The sequence below is a fragment of the Veillonella sp. T14073-2 genome, from assembly GCF_002959875.1.
Lineage (GTDB): Bacteria > Bacillota > Negativicutes > Veillonellales > Veillonellaceae > Veillonella > Veillonella infantium.
On the sequence record NZ_PPDC01000004.1, the window covers coordinates 51369 to 70441 of the forward strand.

At 40.0% G+C, this 19073-nt stretch carries 18 protein-coding genes; 17 read left to right on the forward strand and 1 reads right to left on the reverse strand.

Going from position 1 to position 19073, the window contains the following annotated elements:
- Positions 1-180 precede the first annotated feature (180 nt).
- The 3 genes from VCHSUH04_RS02730 to VCHSUH04_RS02740 are packed head-to-tail and all read left to right on the forward strand — an operon-like array spanning position 181 to position 2676.
- A complete protein-coding gene (locus tag VCHSUH04_RS02730; RefSeq protein ID WP_105085241.1) occupies positions 181-1044 on the forward strand; it encodes a substrate-binding domain-containing protein in 864 nt (287 codons plus the stop codon).
- Positions 1037-1843, forward strand: a complete 807-nt coding sequence (locus tag VCHSUH04_RS02735) for a 4Fe-4S binding protein (RefSeq protein WP_009351942.1) — start codon at positions 1037-1039, stop codon at positions 1841-1843. The genes VCHSUH04_RS02730 and VCHSUH04_RS02735 overlap by 8 nt, the downstream gene beginning before the upstream one ends.
- Before the next feature lie 2 nt (positions 1844-1845).
- On the forward strand, positions 1846-2676 hold the full coding sequence (locus VCHSUH04_RS02740) for a radical SAM protein (RefSeq protein ID WP_105085242.1): 831 nt from the start codon (positions 1846-1848) through the stop codon (positions 2674-2676).
- A gap of 48 nt (positions 2677-2724) precedes the next feature.
- Here VCHSUH04_RS02740 and VCHSUH04_RS02745 read toward each other — a convergent pair whose 3' ends face one another.
- Complete coding sequence (locus VCHSUH04_RS02745; protein WP_105085243.1) at positions 2725-3882, reverse strand: aminotransferase class V-fold PLP-dependent enzyme; 1158 nt, start codon at positions 3880-3882, stop codon at positions 2725-2727.
- 120 nt (positions 3883-4002) lie between these two features.
- Here VCHSUH04_RS02745 and yedE point away from each other — a divergent pair, with 120 nt between their 5' ends.
- The 14 genes from yedE (at position 4003) to VCHSUH04_RS02815 (ending at position 19033) form a co-directional block, all read left to right on the forward strand.
- The gene (yedE, locus tag VCHSUH04_RS02750; protein ID WP_105085244.1) at positions 4003-5064 is read left to right on the forward strand and encodes a YedE family putative selenium transporter; all 1062 of its coding nucleotides are present in this window, start codon (positions 4003-4005) and stop codon (positions 5062-5064) included.
- Between the two features lie 17 nt (positions 5065-5081).
- On the forward strand, positions 5082-5330 hold the full coding sequence (locus VCHSUH04_RS02755; protein ID WP_105085245.1) for a DUF3343 domain-containing protein: 249 nt from the start codon (positions 5082-5084) through the stop codon (positions 5328-5330).
- Between the two features lie 194 nt (positions 5331-5524).
- Complete coding sequence (locus VCHSUH04_RS02760) at positions 5525-7282, forward strand: 1-deoxy-D-xylulose-5-phosphate synthase (RefSeq protein ID WP_105085246.1); 1758 nt, start codon at positions 5525-5527, stop codon at positions 7280-7282.
- A 278-nt stretch (positions 7283-7560) separates the two neighbouring features.
- Positions 7561-8244 carry a carboxymuconolactone decarboxylase family protein gene (locus tag VCHSUH04_RS02765; RefSeq protein WP_105085247.1) on the forward strand — a complete coding sequence of 228 codons (684 nt, stop codon included), beginning with the start codon at positions 7561-7563 and terminating at the stop codon, positions 8242-8244.
- 170 nt (positions 8245-8414) lie between these two features.
- Positions 8415-9074 (forward strand): tRNA (guanosine(46)-N7)-methyltransferase TrmB, encoded by a 660-nt coding sequence (gene trmB, locus VCHSUH04_RS02770; RefSeq protein ID WP_105085248.1) that lies wholly within the window; start codon positions 8415-8417, stop codon positions 9072-9074.
- A gap of 1 nt (position 9075) precedes the next feature.
- The gene (locus VCHSUH04_RS02775) at positions 9076-10419 is read left to right on the forward strand and encodes an FtsW/RodA/SpoVE family cell cycle protein (RefSeq protein ID WP_105085249.1); all 1344 of its coding nucleotides are present in this window, start codon (positions 9076-9078) and stop codon (positions 10417-10419) included.
- 110 nt (positions 10420-10529) lie between these two features.
- Positions 10530-11813: a uracil permease gene (gene uraA / locus VCHSUH04_RS02780; protein WP_105085250.1), complete on the forward strand. Its 1284-nt coding sequence runs from the start codon at positions 10530-10532 to the stop codon at positions 11811-11813.
- Between the two features lie 283 nt (positions 11814-12096).
- Positions 12097-12546, forward strand: a complete 450-nt coding sequence (locus VCHSUH04_RS02785; RefSeq protein ID WP_105085251.1) for a CopY/TcrY family copper transport repressor — start codon at positions 12097-12099, stop codon at positions 12544-12546.
- Positions 12547-12565: 19 nt separating this feature from the next.
- Positions 12566-14770 (forward strand): heavy metal translocating P-type ATPase, encoded by a 2205-nt coding sequence (locus tag VCHSUH04_RS02790; protein WP_105085252.1) that lies wholly within the window; start codon positions 12566-12568, stop codon positions 14768-14770.
- Between the two features lie 93 nt (positions 14771-14863).
- Positions 14864-15328, forward strand: coding sequence for an NfeD family protein (locus VCHSUH04_RS02795; RefSeq protein ID WP_105085253.1), 465 nt, complete (start codon positions 14864-14866; stop codon positions 15326-15328).
- Between the two features lie 36 nt (positions 15329-15364).
- Complete coding sequence (gene floA / locus VCHSUH04_RS02800; protein WP_059361546.1) at positions 15365-16321, forward strand: flotillin-like protein FloA; 957 nt, start codon at positions 15365-15367, stop codon at positions 16319-16321.
- A gap of 8 nt (positions 16322-16329) precedes the next feature.
- On the forward strand, positions 16330-17064 hold the full coding sequence (locus tag VCHSUH04_RS02805; RefSeq protein ID WP_105085254.1) for a hypothetical protein: 735 nt from the start codon (positions 16330-16332) through the stop codon (positions 17062-17064).
- 244 nt (positions 17065-17308) lie between these two features.
- Positions 17309-18040 carry a sortase gene (locus VCHSUH04_RS02810; protein WP_105085255.1) on the forward strand — a complete coding sequence of 244 codons (732 nt, stop codon included), beginning with the start codon at positions 17309-17311 and terminating at the stop codon, positions 18038-18040.
- Positions 18041-18094: 54 nt separating this feature from the next.
- Entirely contained in the window at positions 18095-19033 is a 939-nt protein-coding gene (locus VCHSUH04_RS02815) for a hypothetical protein (RefSeq protein ID WP_060923819.1), read from the forward strand.
- Positions 19034-19073: the final 40 nt, after the last annotated feature.

A 19073-nucleotide genomic window follows, 5' to 3' on the forward strand; every position in this document is an offset into this window, starting at 1 on the left:
TAGATGTAGAAATATATGATGAAAATTTATAATAATACCTTTAAAAATAGAGTTTATATGATTAATCTGTATAAGTGAATTAATCAAACTTATGCATATAATCAGAAAAGCTTATGGTTTTTATACTATAATGTGAGTATATGCTTAGTACTGTAAAGTTCAGTGAAAGGTGGTAAGTACATGGGATTTTTGAAAAAGGATATATCCCGTCGCCAGTTTATTGGTGGTGCTTTAGCGTTAGCGGCCGCATCAGCGGTACCGTCATTTATACGCGGTGCCTATAAGCCAACACAATCTGATTCATTGCAAGTATGGACTTGTGGAGGATTATCTGAAGCATTTCTCGATTTAAACCAAGTCTATACGATGCACACAGGGCACAATATTCAGTACACTGGTGCTTTTGCAGGTGCTATTGGTAAATCGTTGCTTGCTGAGAAGAGTCGTACCGAAGTCTTTGGTGCCCGCGGCTTAGAATTAGCAAAGAACATGCGCAAAAAGGGCGTAAGTATTGCTTTTGAACCATTATGTTTTACTGATTATGTCATTGTTACACCTAAGGGAAATCCCGCAGGAATTAGGGATTTAAAGGATATGGCAGAGCCCGGTGTACGCGTTATGTTGCCATTAGGTGCATCACCTCCTGGTAGTGCCTCTGTAAAAGGGATTATGAAACTGTCAGGATTAACCGATGGCATTATGAAAAACATGATAGCTGAAAATGCTTGTGTAATCTCCATGATGTGTGACCTCGTAGAAGGTAAAGCAGATGTATCCATCATTGAAAAACGCCTTACCACACATGATCGGTTCAAGGATCGTATAGAGTACTTCTCCATACCTGCACAATTTGTGCCACCTGCACCGCTTACTTTCACTATTAACACGATGAAATATGTACAAGATCGTGCGTTGGCTGCCGATTATATTGAATTTACACGATCCCAAGAAGGACAACAAATCTTAGAAAATCACGGGTTCACATCCGTCCATAGTGCGAGAGGTCTCGATTTGATAGAAAGGTTTGGTGTAAAAGATGTGTAATCATTGTCCGTCATCTACAACCTGTGGAACTCAAGTTAGTTCTGGTGTATCTGGGAAACAAGCCCCTAAGAATTTAACCCTTTGGCGTCGGATTGTACAGTTTATCTTCCTCTTTATTATGGGGAAATGGGTATACTATGGCATATTCCGATGCCCTTATATTGTTCCATTCGTAAACTGTGAAAGCTGTTCCATAATTACCTGCTGGGGCCGCATCACGACGTACTTTTATGCGTGGTGGATTATCTTGCCGATTATGGTCGTCTTCTTTGGACGTGCTTTCTGTAGCTGGTTCTGTCCAAGTGGGTGGGTTAACCAAATGCTGGGAAAAATATCTATGGGACCACTAAGAAATCGTAAAAACTATATGCGTTTCCTTCAACTCGGCATGGTAGCAACTATAATTTTAGGTCTCGTAGTTTATTTTAAATTTGGTAATCCTCGTATTATGATCCCCATTCGGACCAGTGATGAATATTTTAATGCCGTCATTTTATCTATGCAGTTTTCCGAATGGTATTGGGCGGCTCGTACTATAACGGTCGTTTCTATTATTGCTGGTTCCCTTATTATCGCTAATGCTTGGTGTCGCTTTGTATGTCCTTTTGGAGGCGTAATGGAGTTGCTTCGCAAAATTTCTATTTTTAGAATTTTTAAAACAAATGATTGCGATAACTGTGATGCGTGCTTACGCGTATGTGAAATGGGAACACGACCAAATGAAATGAATTGTACCAACTGTGGCGATTGCTTACATGTTTGCCATAAAGATGCTATTAGATTTGGTCGGAAAGGTTAATTATGAAAGAAATTAAAGGACAAAGTTTCCTACAAAATCATCCTTGTTATAACAAGGCCGCTTCTGCTAATTGGGGTCGTTTACATTTACCAGTAGCGCCAAATTGTAATATTCAATGTAACTATTGTAATCGTAAGTACGACTGTGCCAATGAAAATAGACCGGGCGTGACGCAGCATGTCTATACGCCACAAGAGGCAGCTGCCTTTGTGCGCAAGGTGTTTGATGCTCGTCAGGATATCTCTGTAGTAGGTATTGCAGGGCCTGGAGATCCTATGTGTGATGCAGACAAGACGCTAGAAACCTTCCGCCTCGTAAAAAAAGATTTCCCCCATGTCATGCTTTGTTTATCTAGTAATGGCTTAGCAGTGCCTGATTATGTTAATGAAATTGCTGACTTAGGAATTACTCATGTAACGATTACGGCGAATGCTATTGATCCTGAGATTGCAAAACAAGTATATTCCATGGTTCGCTATGAGGGTAATATCTACAAGGGAATCGATGGGGCCCGTATTTTATTAGAACGTCAGGCTGAAAGTATCCGGAAGTTAAAGGAAAAGAACATCATTGTTAAGATTAACACCGTAGTAGTGCCTGATGTAAATATGGACCATGTACCAGCTATCGCTAAACAAGCGGAAGCATGGGGTGTCGATTTGATGAACTGTATTGCCATGATTCCTGTTCATGATACAGCCTTTGAAAATCACCGAGGCCCGACTTCAGAAGAAATCGATAACATGCGTCAATTTATTGGTCACTATGTGCCGCAAATGACACACTGCAAACGCTGCAGAGCTGATGCTATCGGTCGTTTGTGTGAAGCGTAGAAGTATAAAAGGCTATATACCGAAGTATATAGCCTTAATAGTTATGTATTATTTAGTATTTTTAGCGATTCTTTGTAGAGCCGATAATGCCGATTCCACATCTTTAAGTGTGTTGGCATAGCCAAAGGAGAAGCGTACGGTTCCTTCTGGATAGGTTCCTAGCGTTTGGTGTGCTCGCGGGGCACAGTGGAGACCAACACGTGTCATGATGTGATAAGCAGATTCTAGTTCGTAAGCAATACTTGCTGGGTCCATACTATCGATTGTGATGGATACAACGGCAGTTCTATCTTGGATATCTTGTTTACCAATGATGTTAACAACATCTATTGATTGTAATCCTTCTAGGAAGGCTTGTGTTAACGCTAGCCCGTGGTTGTGAATGTTCTCCATTCCTTGTGACTCAATATAGGAGAGGCCTTCATTGAGCCCAATGATGCCAGGTAGATTTAACGTACCTGCTTCAAAGGCGTCGGGCATATGGGTAGGCATCGTTTCTAAATGTGAGAAGCTACCTGTACCACCAGCGATAAGAGGGACTAAGGTCTGAGCCATTTCTTTGGTCAATATAATGCCACCAATACCTTGAGGTCCCAATAAGCCTTTATGACCCGTAAAGCAAAGTGCATCGATATGATATGCTTTCACATCAATAGGAATAACACCTGCCGTTTGGGCTGCGTCTACAATAAATTGTAGATTATGAGCCTTGCAGATTGAGCCAATTGATTCGAGCGGTTGAATGGTTCCACATACATTGGAAGCGTGATTGATAATTAGGGCTACTGTGTTAGGACGAATTAATGGCTCGATAGATTCCATTTGGATGTATCCTGTGGAGTCGCATGGAATAGTATCAAAGGTAATGTCTTTATCTAGCAGTTGGGTAAGCGGTCTCATGACTGCGTTGTGCTCCATTGAGCTAACGAGCACATGATCTCCTGCTTTCAATAGGCCCTTGATGACCATATTTAAGCTCATCGTCACATTCTGTGTAAAGATGACATGGGATGGATCATGACCGTTAAATAAGGTGTGCAGTCGTTGTCTCGTTGTATAGATCGTATCCTCTACATCATAGGAGAGGGAATAGGAACCACGGTTGATGTTTATACCCCGGTTCGTTATATAGTCGGATATAGCAGTGGCAACTGTTGGTGCTTTGGGAAATGAAGTGCTTGCATTGTCTAAATAGATATAGTCCATAGATAATCTCCATAAATAACAATGTATATTTATGGCTATTATATCATGAGTAGCATGTTACTTAGAATCGGAGCATGTACTCATAGAGTTTTTGTGTTTGTAGTTTGAAAGGAGTTTACTATGAGTGGGTCTCATGAAAAACGGAATTTAATTATTGCAGGCCTTATTATTGGTGCTATCGCGGGCTTCCTCGTATTAGCTGGAAATCCAGGTAATATGGGATTCTGTATTGCGTGCTTTGTTCGCGATACTGTCGGTGGTCTAGGTCTACATCGTGCTGCGCTGGTACAGTACATTCGTCCAGAAATTATTGGTCTTATATTAGGGGCTTATGTATTGTCCATGATTCGTGGGGAGCACCAAAGTAAAGGTGGTTCATCCCCAATTATTCGATTTATTCTTGGCTTCTTTGTTATGATTGGTGCTTTGATGTTCCTCGGCTGTCCAATTCGTATGATTTTACGACTTGGCGGCGGTGACTTAAATGCTTTGTTCGGCATTGCTGGCTTTGCAGGTGGTATTGGATTTGGTACTATATTCTTGAAAAAAGGCTATTCTTTACAACGCACCTATGCATTGAGCAAATTAGAATCTGCTATGATGCCTGCTATTCAAGTTGGTTTGCTCGTACTTGTTGTAACAGCACCAGCATTTATCTTCTTTAGCCAAAAAGGCCCTGGGGCCATGCATGCACCTTGGTTGATTTCATTGGCGGCAGGCCTCGTAGTAGGCGGCTTAGCTCAGTTTAGCCGTCTTTGCACCGTTGGGGGCTTTAGAGATTTATTCTTGTTTAAAAAATCTATTCTTATTTTTGGGTACCTTGCAGTGCTTGTAGGTGTATTTGTTGTAAATATTAGTTTTGGTAACTTCCATCTTGGCTTTGAAAACCAACCGATTGCACATACAGATGGGTTGTGGAACTTCCTAGGTATGGCGCTTGCCGGTTTCTGTAGCGTGTTGCTTGGTGGTTGTCCATTACGTCAATTGATTATGACTGGTGAAGGTAATTCTGATTCTGCTGTAACAGTACTTGGTCTTGCAGCTGGTGCGGCGTTCGCTCATAATTTTGGTTTAGCTGCCTCTGGTGCTGGCCCTACATTAAATGGTCAAATCGCAGTAGGTATTGGCTTTGTAGTGGCTCTCATCATTGCTATCGTTAATACAAAACGGGCAAATGCGTAGATTAGAAATGAGTGACTATGAAATATATTGCAACCTTTTACTCTCATTTTGGAGCGATTCGCTTCAACCGTGAAGCCCCTGAAGGGGTAACAAATATAGAACTCCGTCCGGTGCCGCGCGATTTGAGTTCCTCTTGTGGAACGAGTGCATCCTTTGATGCTAGTGAAAGTTTTACTTTTACAGAAGATCCAACGGATGAAATTGAACAAATTGTAGCTGTTACAGAGGGCGGTTATAAAACTATATATGAAAGTCCAAACAAATAAAAAGACTCATATTGGAGAGCTCCTCTTATTTATATGGTGCTGTATTTTTTTCGATTTCGCCAACTGTATATGTCATTGGATTTCCTCATATTTTGATATAAAATTGTAATTAGATATATTATCAAGAGTATGCAATACAGAAAGTCTCATGGTTTTAATAAAATGCCAATGGAGGCTGAAAAGAAAGGAAACTCATGCATTTAATTGATATAAAATCTCCAGCCGATTTAAAAGGCTTATCCCTTGCTGAATTAACAGATTTAACGGCACAAGCTCGTCAAGCCCTCATGACAAAGGTATCTGAACACGGCGGTCATGTTGGCCCTCCTATGGGTGCAGCGGAAATGATTATGGCCTTGCACTATGTATTTAACTCACCTGTAGATAAGATTGTCTATGACGTATCTCATCAGTCTTATGTACATAAAATGGTCACAGGTCGTGCCTTAGCATTTTTAGACCATGATCATTATGATGATGTAACAGGTTATACAGATCCTACTGAAAGTGAGCACGATTTCTTCAACATTGGTCATACCTCCACATCTATCTCTTTAGCATCTGGTTTAGCAACGGCTCGTAATTTAAAAGGGGACTCTGAAAATATTATCGCTATTATTGGTGATGGTTCCTTATCTGGTGGGGAAGCCTTTGAATGTCTCGATTATGCAGCTACGTTAGATAGTAATATGATTATCATCGTTAACGATAATGACCAATCCATTGCAGAAAATCATGGTGGTTTATACCGTGGTCTTCGAGAATTACGTGAAACTAATGGTGAAAGTTCCACCAATATTTTCACAGCTCTTGGTTTAGACTATCGTTTTGTTGCAAACGGTAATGATTTAGAAACATTAATTGATGTGTTTAAGGATGTAAAAGATATTGATCACCCAATTGTGTTACATATTGTTACTCAAAAAGGTAAGGGCTATACCATTGCAGAGCAAAATAAAGAAAAGTTCCACTGGACAATGCCATTTGACTTAGAAACAGGTAAGCTAAAAGCGAAAGATAATGGTCCAACGTATGTTGGTACGATTGCGAACTACTTGATGGAGCAAATCAAAGTAGATCCAACAGTGGTAGCTATTATTGCAGGTACACCAGGTGGCCTCGGATTTAATTCTGAAAGGCGCAAAGCGGCAGGCAAACAATATATTGACGTAGGTATTGCAGAAGAGCATGCTATTGCCATGAGCTCTGGTATTGCTAAAAATGGTGGTAAACCCGTATTTAATGTGTATAGTACATTCTTACAACGTACCTATGACCAATTAGTACAAGATCTTTGCGTCAATAATAATAGTGCCGTTATTATGAATCACCAGGCCTCTGTATATGGCATGAACGATGTCACGCATTTGGGGTTCTTTGATATACCTATGCTTACAAGCATTCCTAATTTGGTATACTTAGCACCTACCAATAATGAAGAGTTGTTGGCTATGACTGAGTATGCCGTGCATCAACATGAGCATCCGGTAGCAATTCGTGTTCCTGTAGGTAAGTTTATATCTACTGGTGTGGCTGATACGACGGATTATAGCGTGTTAAATAAATTCGAAGTGACACGTGAAGGTAAAGATATTGTATTGCTCGGTTTGGGTAATTTCTACCACTTAGCTAATGAAGTAGCAGATGAATTATTGAAAGAGGGCATCAGTGCAACTGTTGTAAACCCTAAATTTGCTTCGGGTATAGATGAAGAATTACTTGAATCTTTGAAGGCAAATCATTCTGTTGTATTTACTTTAGAAGATGGTGTAGTTGAAGGCGGTTGGGGCCAACGTGTAGCTAGTTTCTATGGGCCATCTAATATGCGCGTTAAAAACTATGGTATTGCTAAAGAGTTCCACGATCGTTATGATGCAACTGAACTGTTAAGAGAAAATGGCGTTTCTTTAGAACAAATTGTGGCTGATGCCAAACAAATTTTATCCGTTTAGTTTGATAAAATATTAAATAAATAATTCTCTCTATAAATGCAGTAGGAATTTAGTGAATTTCCGATTCCTACTGCATTATTTTAATGTTATATTTTATAAAAATATAAAAAATGTTAAAAGATTATAGATTTTTTTCGAATAGGACTATAAAAATTAGATGAAGTATTATATAATATTATCTACAGTATGTATTACAGTAGAACAAGTTTGTTGTTAATGTACAAAAATATCACAGTATTATATAAGTAAGTATTAATGAAAAGGGAGATTCTAAGACGTTGAAAAAAGTATTAACCTTAACATTAGCCGTGGCCATCGTCGCCGGTGGCTATATGTCTGAGGCTAATGGGGCGGGAGAACAGCCTTCTAAGCAGGCACCGTCTATATCTGAGATAAATATATATACGCCTAAAGAACTCAATGCACGTCAAAAAGACTTAGTTGATATCGGTCGCTATACAGCGTCCGGTGATCAAGGTGCGTTGAAAAGTGCAATCGCTTCTGCTATTGAGCGAGGTACGTTGACACCGCAAGAGGTGAGTATTGCGATTCGTCAACTTTACTCTGCTGCTGGTTTGAAGCAAATGAATGCAGCTTTAGCTACATTCGATCAATTGCGTGAAGAGCGCCCTGAGTTTGGTGCTGATTACGAAAAAATGGTTCCTAAGCAAACAGGACTTAGTGCTTTATTGGGGAATGGCACTAATGGGGCTGCTTTAACAAAGCAGAAGCCTGAGGACGCTAAGGAAGCGGTTCAATATAATACGTTCCGTATGAAGAAGCCGAAACCGCAAAATCGCAATCGTTCTCGCCTAGGTAAATTGGACCGTGAATTGGTCGCTGCCGCAGCTTTAGGTACGCGTGTAGGTAAAAATAATCTATTCGCTGCATCTGAAAAGAGTTTATCTGAGCTTGGCCTCAGCAAATATCAAATTGAAAATCTTGAAACTTTGATCTTCTAATACCATCTAGACCTACTTCTTCGGAGGTAGGTCTTTTTATGTTCTAATCATATGTAGAAAAGGGAAATATAATTGACGTTTAACGCCCCCTTTTCTATAATTAATAAGATAGGTATATGACCTGTAATAATAGATATAATTAATAATTAATATAGATGTAAGGAGAAAGTATGCGCCTTCGTAGAAAACCGTGGATTGATGAAGCTATCCACGAATATGACTCTCATATTATTTTATCTGGTCAAGAGCAGTACAAGGGTAAATGGCGTGAGTTATTTGCACATCCTGAACGACCATTATATATGGAGCTTGGTACAGGTAAGGGCCGCTTTATTGCGGGTATGGCCGAAGCGTATCCAGATGCTAACTTCGTAGGATTTGAAGTGCAAATTGGGGTAATTTATTACGCAGCACAAAAAATCTTTGAAGCGGAACGAGATAATGCTAAGGTATCTCTCTTTGATATCGCTGGTATTGAAGAGATTGTTGCGCCAGGTGAAGTAGATCGCTTCTATATCAACTTCTGTGATCCATGGCCTAAGGCAAAGCATGCTAAGCGTCGCCTCACATATCATACATTCCTCGATCGTTATGCTCGTCTTTTAAAAGACGGTGGTGAGGTTCACTTTAAAACTGATAATGAAGGCTTATTTATGTTCTCTCTTGAAGAATTCAAAGAATGCGGATGGGAACTTAAAAATGTAACCTATGATTTACATAGTACAGATCTTCCAAATGTAAAAACTGAGTATGAAGAAAAGTTTAGTGCTAAAGGGCAACCTATTTTTCGCTTAGAAGCAATTAAGCCGAAAGTACAAAAGGAGGCTTAACATGGAAACACCGAATAAGGGGGATAGTCGGTGGGGCTCACTCTTTAAAAATGATTTACAAGGTATGCTCTTACCTATAGTACTCATCACGATTATAGGTAGTGTGAATATCTTCAGTGCCACCTATATTAGCTCTATTTACGAAAATACAGGGCTTTTAGGGTACTTTTCAAAACATATAGGTTTCCTATTTCTTTCAATGGCAATAGGTGTTGTTTTATATCGGTATGATTATAGACAACTACAAAAGCCACATATGTTACAACGCATCATGATTGTAACACTCATAGGTATGGTGTTAGTCCTAGTGGCTGGCTCTGTCATTAATGGTGCTCGCCGGTGGATTGTTATCGGTCCCGTATCAATACAGCCATCGGAATTTGCCAAGTTAGCCGCCATAATATGGACATCGGCTAAGTTGAGTACTATGAGAAAATGGGGGAAAGCGAGATATAATAATCCACTAACGAATTTACAAGGTTATGTGGGAGAACGGGTAGGTTATATGTTGCCAATGTTAGTTTGGCCTATAATCTTTGCAGTTCTAACCATCTTGCAACCAGATATGGGGACTACTGTACTGATTTTTGGGTTCTCTTTCATACTAATTTACTTAGCAGGTTTTGATGGGCGATTCTTTGGTGGTGCCTTTGCCGTAGCTGGTGTGATAGGCTTCATTGCAGCTCGAATGTCGCCATATCGTTGGGAACGGATTCAGTCTTGGTTCGATCCTTGGCCTCATGCTCAAGATATGGGCTATCAAACTGTACAAGGTCTTTTGGCCGTAGGTTCTGGTGGTATTCTTGGGGAAGGCTTTATGCAAGGTACATCTAAGTACTTTTACTTGCCAGAGGCTCATACAGATTTTGCATTTGCCGTGTGGGCTCAAGAAATGGGCTTTGTCGGAGCTGTCTTTGTCGTTCTGTTGGTAGCGGCCTTTACATACTTTGGTTTCCGCATTGCTAATAAATCTCGTGATGAATTTGGCAGATGGTTAGCTATGGGCATAACCTTGCTCATCAGTGGACAAGCATTGTTTAATATTGCCATGGTTTGCGGTATTATGCCGGTAACAGGTGTGCCTTTGCCATTTATTAGTTATGGTGGTTCTTCATTGTTAATGAACTTTATGGCCATAGGCTTGTTAGCTAGCGTTGGTCGTCGCAATGTGGAAGGTGTAAAACAAGTTGGTACTGCTGAGGCTTTACCATCTTTACGTGAGGAAACGCAAAGCCGATTCAAACCGGCTGCTCCGAAGAGTCCTCAAAAAACGGAAATGCCTGGTCCATTCAGACCGAGAGAGACTAAAAAGCCTACTCGTAGACGACCTAGGTCTGAACGTTGATATTTAACTTATGTAGTATAAGGTGAATATATTTAGTGTGGATTGATATAGCATCTCTTAAGAGGTGCTGCATAAATGTAACGTACTTGTATTGTGTGTGAGGAGAAAAAATGAAGGATTATATTGATATCCAAGAACGCCCGTCCTGGGGTCGAATGTTGCCACTTAGTTTCCAACATTTATTTGCTATGTTTGGTTCTACTGTATTGGTACCATATTTGTTAAAAGTAGATCCGGCAACAGCTTTATTTATGAATGGTATCGGTACATTACTGTATTTATTTGTTTGTAAAGGTAAAATCCCTGCATACCTCGGATCTAGCTTTGCTTTCATTGCTCCTGTAGCAGGCGTATTATCTGCAGGTCTCGGTTATGAGGCCGCAAAGGGGGCCTTCGTTGTATTTGGTTTATCCTTTGTAATTTTATCTATTCTCGTTCGTTATATTGGTACTCGTTGGATCGATAAGTTATTCCCTCCAGCAGCGATGGGGGCTATCGTAGCTATTATCGGTTTGGAATTAGCGCCAGTAGCGATGAGTATGTCTGGCCTTATTGGTAATCAAGACTTGGGCATGAGCCACAGCCAAGCTATTTTTATCTCTATGTTTTCCTTAGTTGTTACCTTGCTTGGTACTGTTGTGTTCCGTGGCTTCTTAGCTGTAATCCCTGTTTTGATTGGCGTTGTATCCGGATATATCTTGTCTGCCTTCATGGGCGTTGTTGATTTCTCTGGTGTAGAGGCTGCTCCTTGGTTCTCTTTACCACAGTTCTATGGCATGCCTGTATTTGATATCAATGCCATTATTATGATTATGCCAGCACTCTTTGTAGTATTTGCTGAGCACGTAGGTCACTTAGTTGTAACGAGCAACATTGTATCAAAAGACTTGATGAAAGAACCAGGTTTACAACGTTCCTTGCTAGGTGATGGCCTTGCGAACATCCTTTCTGGGTTCTTTGGTGCCACACCAAATACGACATACGGTGAAAATATTGGTGTCCTCGCTATTACTCGTTGCTTTAGCGTATGGGTAATTGGTGGTGCTGCAGTTCTTGCGATGATTATCTCCTTTGTAGGTAAAGTAGCAGCTCTTATTCATGCTATTCCAGTTCCAGTTATGGGTGGTGTATCCATTCTCTTATTCGGTATCATTGCAGCATCCGGTTTGCGCATGCTTGTAGAACGCAAGGTAGATTATACAAACCCTGTTAATATGATCTTAACATCTGTTATCCTTGTTGTAGGTCTTAGCGGTGCAGAACTTGCTGTAGGTCCTGTTGTATTGAAAGGCATGGGTCTTGCTACTGTAGTAGGCATGGCAATGAGTATTATCTTATTAATCCTTCAAAAAACAGGCGTTGGTAATGATCAATTGAAAAAAACAGAAGTATAATTCAAGTTGCTGTGAGGCTACCATATAAATCGTTGCGTTTATAAGCCCAATTTGTTTTTTACTCCTTATAATAAACGACTACTAGATCAGATGTATATCTGTGAAAGTAGTCGTTTTTAGTTTAGAAAAAACCATGAAAATTATTATGGGATAGAAGTGGAGAGATAAAAAGCTATAAGCGTTGCTTACATTTATTAAAAAGACTTGACATAATTCGTTTACAATAGTAGACTTGTTTTAAACAAATTTGTTTACATTTGTAAACGACGAGGTGAAAAGGAAAATGAGAACAATAGAACTTAATACTTATATCACAGATGCTGAGTGGGAAGTCATGCGTGTAGTTTGGTCAAATGATCGAGTAACTAGTAAAAAAGTCATTTCCGTATTGCAAGAAAAAATGGGCTGGACACAATCCACTATCAAAACGATCTTAGGTCGATTAGTTGGAAAAGGCGTACTAAATACAGAGCAAGAAGGTAGAAATTTTATTTACACTGCCAATATTGAAGAGAAAGAAGCCGTAAGGGATTATGTAGAAGATATTTTTAACCGTATTTGCAATAAGAAAGTCGGAAATGTAATAGGAAGCATCATTGAAAATCATGTTTTAAGCTTCGATGATATAGATCGACTAGAAAAAATATTAGAGATGAAAAAATCTTTCGCAGTAGAAGAAGTGGATTGCAATTGTCCAGAAGGACAATGCGAATGTCATTTACATCATCATTAAGCATAAGGTGGAATTTAAAATGAATAATGACAACAGATATTCGTCCCATAATCACCATGATTATGACGACATGGATAAGTTAAAACACGAGCATGGAATCACAGATGAACATGGAGACCATAAGGATCAACATCACGACCATCATGCTGGGCATGATCACAGCGGGCACCATAAGGATCAACATCACGACCATCATACTGGTCATGACCACAGTGGGCACCATAAGGATCAACATCACGACCATCATGCGGGTCATGATCACAGTGGGCACAGAGGGCATGACCACCATCATCACGGAAGCTTTAAGGAACTTTTCTTAAAGTCATTGCCACTAGGAATCGTTATTATGCTCTTATCCCCTATGTATGGATTTGAACTACCATTCCAGTTTACTTTTTCGTATTCTGATATTGTAGTAGCTATTTTATCTACTATATTAATTATTTATGGTGGACGTCCGTTCTATCAAGGCGCAGTTGACGAATTTAAACAAAAAGAACTTGGAATGATGACTCTAGTTTCTTTAGGTTTAAGTGCTTCATATTTATACAGTGTTTATGCTGTGATCATCACCTACGTAACGGGTGAACACGTGATGGACTTTTTCTTTGAATTTGCTTCATTACTATTAATCATGTTATTAGGTCACTGGATTGAGATGAAAGCTATTGGAGAAGCAGGAGACGCACAAGCAGCATTGGCTAAGTTAGTGCCGAAAGATGCTCACGTTGTATTAGAAGACGATTCAATTGAAACACGACCAGTTGCTGACTTAAAGATAGGTGATTTAATTCGTGTTCAAGCCGGAGAAAATGTGCCAGCAGACGGGATTATCGAGCGTGGCGAATCACGTTTAAATGAAGCTCTTCTAACTGGGGAGTCAAAAGCAGTAAAAAAAGGCCCTGGCGATGAAGTAATCGGAGGCTCAACAAATGGAGAAGGGGTACTTTATATTAAAGTGCTTGAGACAGGTGATCAATCCTTCATCTCTCAAGTTCAGAATTTAATCAGTCAAGCTCAAAGTCAGCCTTCCAGAGCAGAAAATATTGCTCAAAAGGTTGCAGGATGGCTCTTCTATATTGCGGTCATTGCCGCACTAATAGCTTTTGTAGTGTGGATGATTATTGGAGATATCCCAACGGCAGTTACCTTTACTATCGCGACCTTAGTTATAGCTTGTCCACATGCATTAGGTCTGGCTATTCCATTGGTCACCGCCCGTAGCACAAGCTTAGGAGCCAGTCGTGGGTTACTGGTGAAAGACCGCCAAGCCTTAGAAATAGCTCAAGATGCAGATGTGATAATTTTAGATAAAACAGGTACTTTAACAACTGGTGAGTTTAAAGTATTAGACGTTGAACTTTTTAGTAACAAATATAAGAAAGAGGAAATCATTGCCTTATTGGCAGGTATTGAAGGAGGATCTAGTCACCCAATTGCTCAATCAATTATAAGTTTCGCCGAGCAGCAAAATATACGTCCAGCATCTTTTGATTCTATTGATGTGATTTCCGGTGCTGGAGTAGAGGGTAAAGCAGGCGGGCACCGTTACCAATTAATCAGTCAAAAAGCCTACGGACGTAATCTGGATATTGATATTCCAAAAGGGGCAACTCTCAGTGTCTTAGTAGAAAACGATGATGCTATTGGTGCTGTAGCTTTAGGGGATGAATTAAAACCAACGAGCAAAGAGTTAATTAAAGTTCTTAAAAAGAACAATATTCAACCAATTATGGCAACAGGTGATAATGAAAAAGCAGCTCAAGGCGTGGCAGAATATTTAGAGATTGAATATAGATCAAATCAATCTCCACAAGACAAATATGAGTTAGTAAAAACACTTAAAGAAGAAGGAAAAAAAGTTATCATGGTAGGTGACGGTATCAATGATGCTCCTTCTCTTGCCTTGGCAGATGTTGGAATAGCGGTCGGTGCAGGAACTCAAGTGGCGTTGGATTCAGCTGATGTCATCTTGACTCAATCTGATCCAGGAGATATTGAATCATTTATTGAATTAGCACACAAAACAACTCGTAAAATGAAACAAAATCTCTTTTGGGGAGCCGGTTATAACTTTATAGCTATCCCTCTAGCTGCAGGAATTTTGGCTCCTATTGGTATCACATTAAGCCCTGCATTAGGAGCAGTCCTAATGTCTGTGTCAACAGTCATCGTCGCCATTAATGCTATGTTATTAAGGTTAGATCCAAAAAATAACGGTTAACAGATCGAATTCATATTGCAATTTAAAAATTATTTTTAATATTGTATAATGAGTATATAAGTTGTATAAAATTAATTATAGAGAGGAGGGCCTATGGAGTTTTTAATTTGGATGGCTATAGGGATTTCCCTGATGGCGGTAGAACTCGTTGTACCGGGCGGTATTTTAGGACTCATCGGTTATTGTGCATTTCTTTGGGGCGTTTTTGTAGCTCTTGGAGAAGGAACGATAGCGCTGTATGCAGTACTAGGATTAACAGCCTTGCTAATTGTCCTTATCATCGTGTTCTTTAATCACTTTGAAAAGACTTGGATAGGCAAATTGTTTACCTTAGGGCAACGATCTACGACCAAGGCTGGCTATGTATCTAATGATGTATTAGAGGACTTAGCTGGTAAAGAGGGCGTAGCTCATACTACACTGCGTCCTGCAGGTATTGCTAAAATTGATGGTAATTTGGTGGATGTTGTGACCGAAGGGGACTTCATCGATGCCGGTTCACCTATTGTGGTACTTCGTGTTGTAGGCGGCCGCAATATTGTTAGAAAGCGCGATTAAGCTTTCACCACATCGTCGTATATAATGGAGGTTATTATGGATGTAGGTATTTTAATTTTGATTCCGATTCTACTGATTGGGATTATGGTGTTCTTGTATGTAGTGCCATTAGGCCTTTGGGTATCTGCTCTTGCAGCAGGCGTTAATGTTGGTATCTTTACACTCGTAGGTATGCGCTTGCGTCGTGTAAATCCATCCCAAATCGTAATGCCTTTGATCAAAGCTAATAAAGCGGGCCTTGATGTTAATGTAAATCAGCTTGAAGCTCATTACCTTGCAGGTGGTGACGTTGACCGCGTTGTAGATGCTTTGATTGCCGCTGAACGGGCATCTATTCCTTTGACATTCGAACGTTCCGCAGCTATCGACCTTGCAGGTCGTGACGTATTGGAAGCGGTTCAAATGTCCGTTAATCCTAAAGTGATTGAAACACCAATTATCTCTGCAGTAGCGAAAAACGGTATCGAACTCAAGGTTCGTGCTCGTGTAACTGTACGTGCTAATATTGATCGCCTCGTTGGTGGTGCTGGCGAAGCTACTATTATCGCCCGTGTTGGTGAAGGTATTGTAACAACTGTAGGTTCCTCTGAAGAGCATACAGATGTATTAGAAAATCCAGATCACATCTCTCGTACTGTATTGGGTAAAGGTCTTGATGCGGGTACTGCATTCGAAATCTTGTCCATCGATATTGCTGACGTAGACGTAGGACGTAATATCGGTGCTCAATTGCAAACAGATCAAGCGGAAGCAGACAAGAAAATTGCTCAAGCTCGTGCGGAAGAACGCCGTGCAATGGCTGTTGCTACAGAACAAGAAATGCGTGCGAAAACACAAGACATGCAAGCTAAGGTTGTGGAAGCACAAGCTGAAGTTCCTAAAGCATTGGCAGAAGCTTTCAGAAACGGTAATCTTGGCGTTATGGATTACTACAATATGAACAATATTATTGCAGACACTAAAATGCGTGAAAACTTAGCAGATAGTGAATAGGAGTAGCTATGGACTCTATTTTGTCTTCCGTGCTATCCATCTTTTCGAATAATCCTATATTTGTTCTAGCTATCATCGCGTACATTGCTTTTTCTATTATAAAAAGCAAGAATACTGAAGAGCCTGAAGAGTATGAGGACCATGAAAGTTCAGGTCAGACTTGGGAGGATATGGAGCGTGAATATGGTATCTCCATAGAGAAAAAGCCTGTAGAACCTTCGCCTGAGGATTTGTTGTATGATGATGATTTCTATCGAGATATTTTTAAAAATAGACCGATTGAGAATCAGCATCCTGAGGCCCCTTTACGAAAAAAGGGCGGAAGACTGTTTCAATATGATGATACGGAGACATCTGAAAAACATGTTGAAGTGCATCCAAGTAATGATAAAACTCAAACAGTTTTAGCTTCCGAGAATCATTACGATGAAGCGTCTACAACGCAACAAGGTACTCATGGTTCATCCAAGAAAACCTCAATTAAATCAACTAGCTTTAGTACTAATACGACTCGTTCGACTCGAGAATCTGTTACAGGTCCTTCTTTAAATGAGCGATTAGCTGAGTTTAAACGCGATAAAGCATCTAAAGAGGGTCGTGTTCTTCTTGAGAATATAGACGTTACGACTGCCCCAGCTGTAACCTCAACAGGTAAACGAAAAGCTAATCATGCCTTGAAAGAGGGGATGAAGTGGTCTATCATTTTAGGCAAGCCAAAAGCTCTAGAGCGGAGATATCGCTAATTAGAATGCTAACAATAAGCTCTACTAGAAGGTTGTTAGGCCATAGAATATGAATGGTTTATGCCGGATATTGTGATAGCAACTAAAATTATATCTATCGTATGTGGTGCATATAATTACATATGGAAAGAGGTTCCTATTGGTCACCTATGTGACTATTAGGAACCTTTTTTGTATTGTTTTTTCTTGATGGAGCTTTCACAATAATAGAGAAAGGAGTTCGTCTATAAGGAAAGGTGATATTATGTATCGTAATGTGCGCGTTATACCTAGACAGCTATTGGAACAACTATATGTAGAAAAACAGTGGAGTGTTAGAGAGGTAGCAGAGTATTTTCAGTGTAGTGTAGACACTATTATGCGACGCATGAAGCAGTATGACATTGAGCGAAGACCTTTACAAAAGGATATCAATATGGTTCATGTACAAGCTCTATACGAAACTGGTAAGTGGTCTCTGCACTCGTTAGCAAAGCGTTATGATGTGTCTATTACGACAATGGCAAGCCGTATGAAGGAATATGGACTGGCTTGTCAGCGATCCACGAAGAATGTATCTATCGATCCAGTACGTATTTGTAGGGCTTATAAAAGTGGAAATACTTCGGATTCTATTGCTCGCATGTACGGCATATCCCGATGGAAGGTACATCATATATTGCGCCATATGGGAATGTGTACAACGCCTAGGGCACAAACATCTCAAAAGGTAGAGGAGATGGCTTACTTATATATTCATCATCATATGAGTACTGATGACATAGGTTTAGCCTATGGTATACGAGGATCTACGGTGGCTATTTATCTACGGGAACAAGGCATAGAAATTCGTACCAATACTTTACAGTTAGATGAAAATAACATAAAAAACCTACGAGCAAAAGGGTATGGTGTTGCTAAAATAGCACAGATGATGGGATGCTCTGCTTCTGCGGTGAGAAAGCGACTAGCTATGAAAAAATATATCTCTCCTTGATGTAGTGTAGTAGATACTATATACTTAAATTTATACAATGATGGGAGGAATATTATGTTCGAAATTATCTCTGCTTTAATACCGTTTTTCTTACTTGGCATAGTTGCCGCTGGTTTATCCCGTGTATCTGGGGTGGCCTTGTCAATGATTATAGTACCAACTCTATTGATTTGGGGTGCTAATGCCATTGATGTCATCGCTTTCATGTTGCTCTTTGTAGTGTATAACAACTTTACAATGGAGACACAAGACGTTCGTTTAGATTATAAAGATCTTGTATTATTCCCTAAATGGCGCTTGTGCATTCCCTTTATTTTGACTATTATTACAGCCTACTTTGCACCGGCTGCGGGTATTGCAGTCTTTATGGCTTGCTTTGTATTAGAACTATTGGCTACCGTGTATAAACGGATTCCTGAAAATAAACGTCCTCGTTTACACCGCGTTATCGTTACATCAGTTTTAAGTGCTGTTGTAACGGCTGTAGGTGCTTATGCAGGTCCAAAAATTCCTAGCGAATACTACTTCATCTGTGCTGGTTTAGCAATCTTAGTTATTACAGGCTTTGCATGGTATGTAGGTAACCATCGAGATGCTTTTAGAGGTGCGTGGGAAACAATTTGGGCTGACTTTAATCTATTCTTGGGGATGTTTGGTGTAGAAGCATCTTACTACCCAGCGGCGCTAACTCGTTCTATTCCAAATCCAATGGATCGTATGTTACCAATGATTACCGTAGTAGGTGGTTATGCAGGTCTCATGGTGGTGTTTGGACTGTATAATATCTTCTCCATACCATCCTTGATTACTGCTATTGGTGCGGCTATCGGTATTCGTCTCTTTGGTTTGTACGAGTTTCCACGCCATGGCAGCTTCTCCTACTTGGCTATTGGATTTGCTGTAGCTGCTGTTGTGTGCTTGTACCTCGTATCTCCAACACCAGTAGGTTTTGATTATATCAATACATTGGTATCTCAACCTATCGTTCAATAATGGTTGATCTTATAGTCATCGCTATATGTTTTAGTAATAT

Coding starts and splice junctions, on each gene's coding strand:
- VCHSUH04_RS02810 (WP_105085255.1), top strand. CDS start 17,309: ATGTATCGTAATGTGCGCGTTATACCTAGACAGCTATTGGAACAACTA.
- VCHSUH04_RS02730 (WP_105085241.1), top strand. CDS start 181: ATGGGATTTTTGAAAAAGGATATATCCCGTCGCCAGTTTATTGGTGGT.
- VCHSUH04_RS02755 (WP_105085245.1), top strand. CDS start 5,082: ATGAAATATATTGCAACCTTTTACTCTCATTTTGGAGCGATTCGCTTC.
- VCHSUH04_RS02815 (WP_060923819.1), top strand. CDS start 18,095: ATGTTCGAAATTATCTCTGCTTTAATACCGTTTTTCTTACTTGGCATA.
- VCHSUH04_RS02740 (WP_105085242.1), top strand. CDS start 1,846: ATGAAAGAAATTAAAGGACAAAGTTTCCTACAAAATCATCCTTGTTAT.
- VCHSUH04_RS02785 (WP_105085251.1), top strand. CDS start 12,097: ATGAGAACAATAGAACTTAATACTTATATCACAGATGCTGAGTGGGAA.
- trmB (WP_105085248.1), top strand. CDS start 8,415: ATGCGCCTTCGTAGAAAACCGTGGATTGATGAAGCTATCCACGAATAT.
- VCHSUH04_RS02735 (WP_009351942.1), top strand. CDS start 1,037: ATGTGTAATCATTGTCCGTCATCTACAACCTGTGGAACTCAAGTTAGT.
- VCHSUH04_RS02760 (WP_105085246.1), top strand. CDS start 5,525: ATGCATTTAATTGATATAAAATCTCCAGCCGATTTAAAAGGCTTATCC.
- yedE (WP_105085244.1), top strand. CDS start 4,003: ATGAGTGGGTCTCATGAAAAACGGAATTTAATTATTGCAGGCCTTATT.
- VCHSUH04_RS02795 (WP_105085253.1), top strand. CDS start 14,864: ATGGAGTTTTTAATTTGGATGGCTATAGGGATTTCCCTGATGGCGGTA.
- VCHSUH04_RS02745 (WP_105085243.1), bottom strand. CDS start 3,882: ATGGACTATATCTATTTAGACAATGCAAGCACTTCATTTCCCAAAGCA.
- VCHSUH04_RS02790 (WP_105085252.1), top strand. CDS start 12,566: ATGAATAATGACAACAGATATTCGTCCCATAATCACCATGATTATGAC.
- floA (WP_059361546.1), top strand. CDS start 15,365: ATGGATGTAGGTATTTTAATTTTGATTCCGATTCTACTGATTGGGATT.
- VCHSUH04_RS02805 (WP_105085254.1), top strand. CDS start 16,330: ATGGACTCTATTTTGTCTTCCGTGCTATCCATCTTTTCGAATAATCCT.
- uraA (WP_105085250.1), top strand. CDS start 10,530: ATGAAGGATTATATTGATATCCAAGAACGCCCGTCCTGGGGTCGAATG.
- VCHSUH04_RS02775 (WP_105085249.1), top strand. CDS start 9,076: ATGGAAACACCGAATAAGGGGGATAGTCGGTGGGGCTCACTCTTTAAA.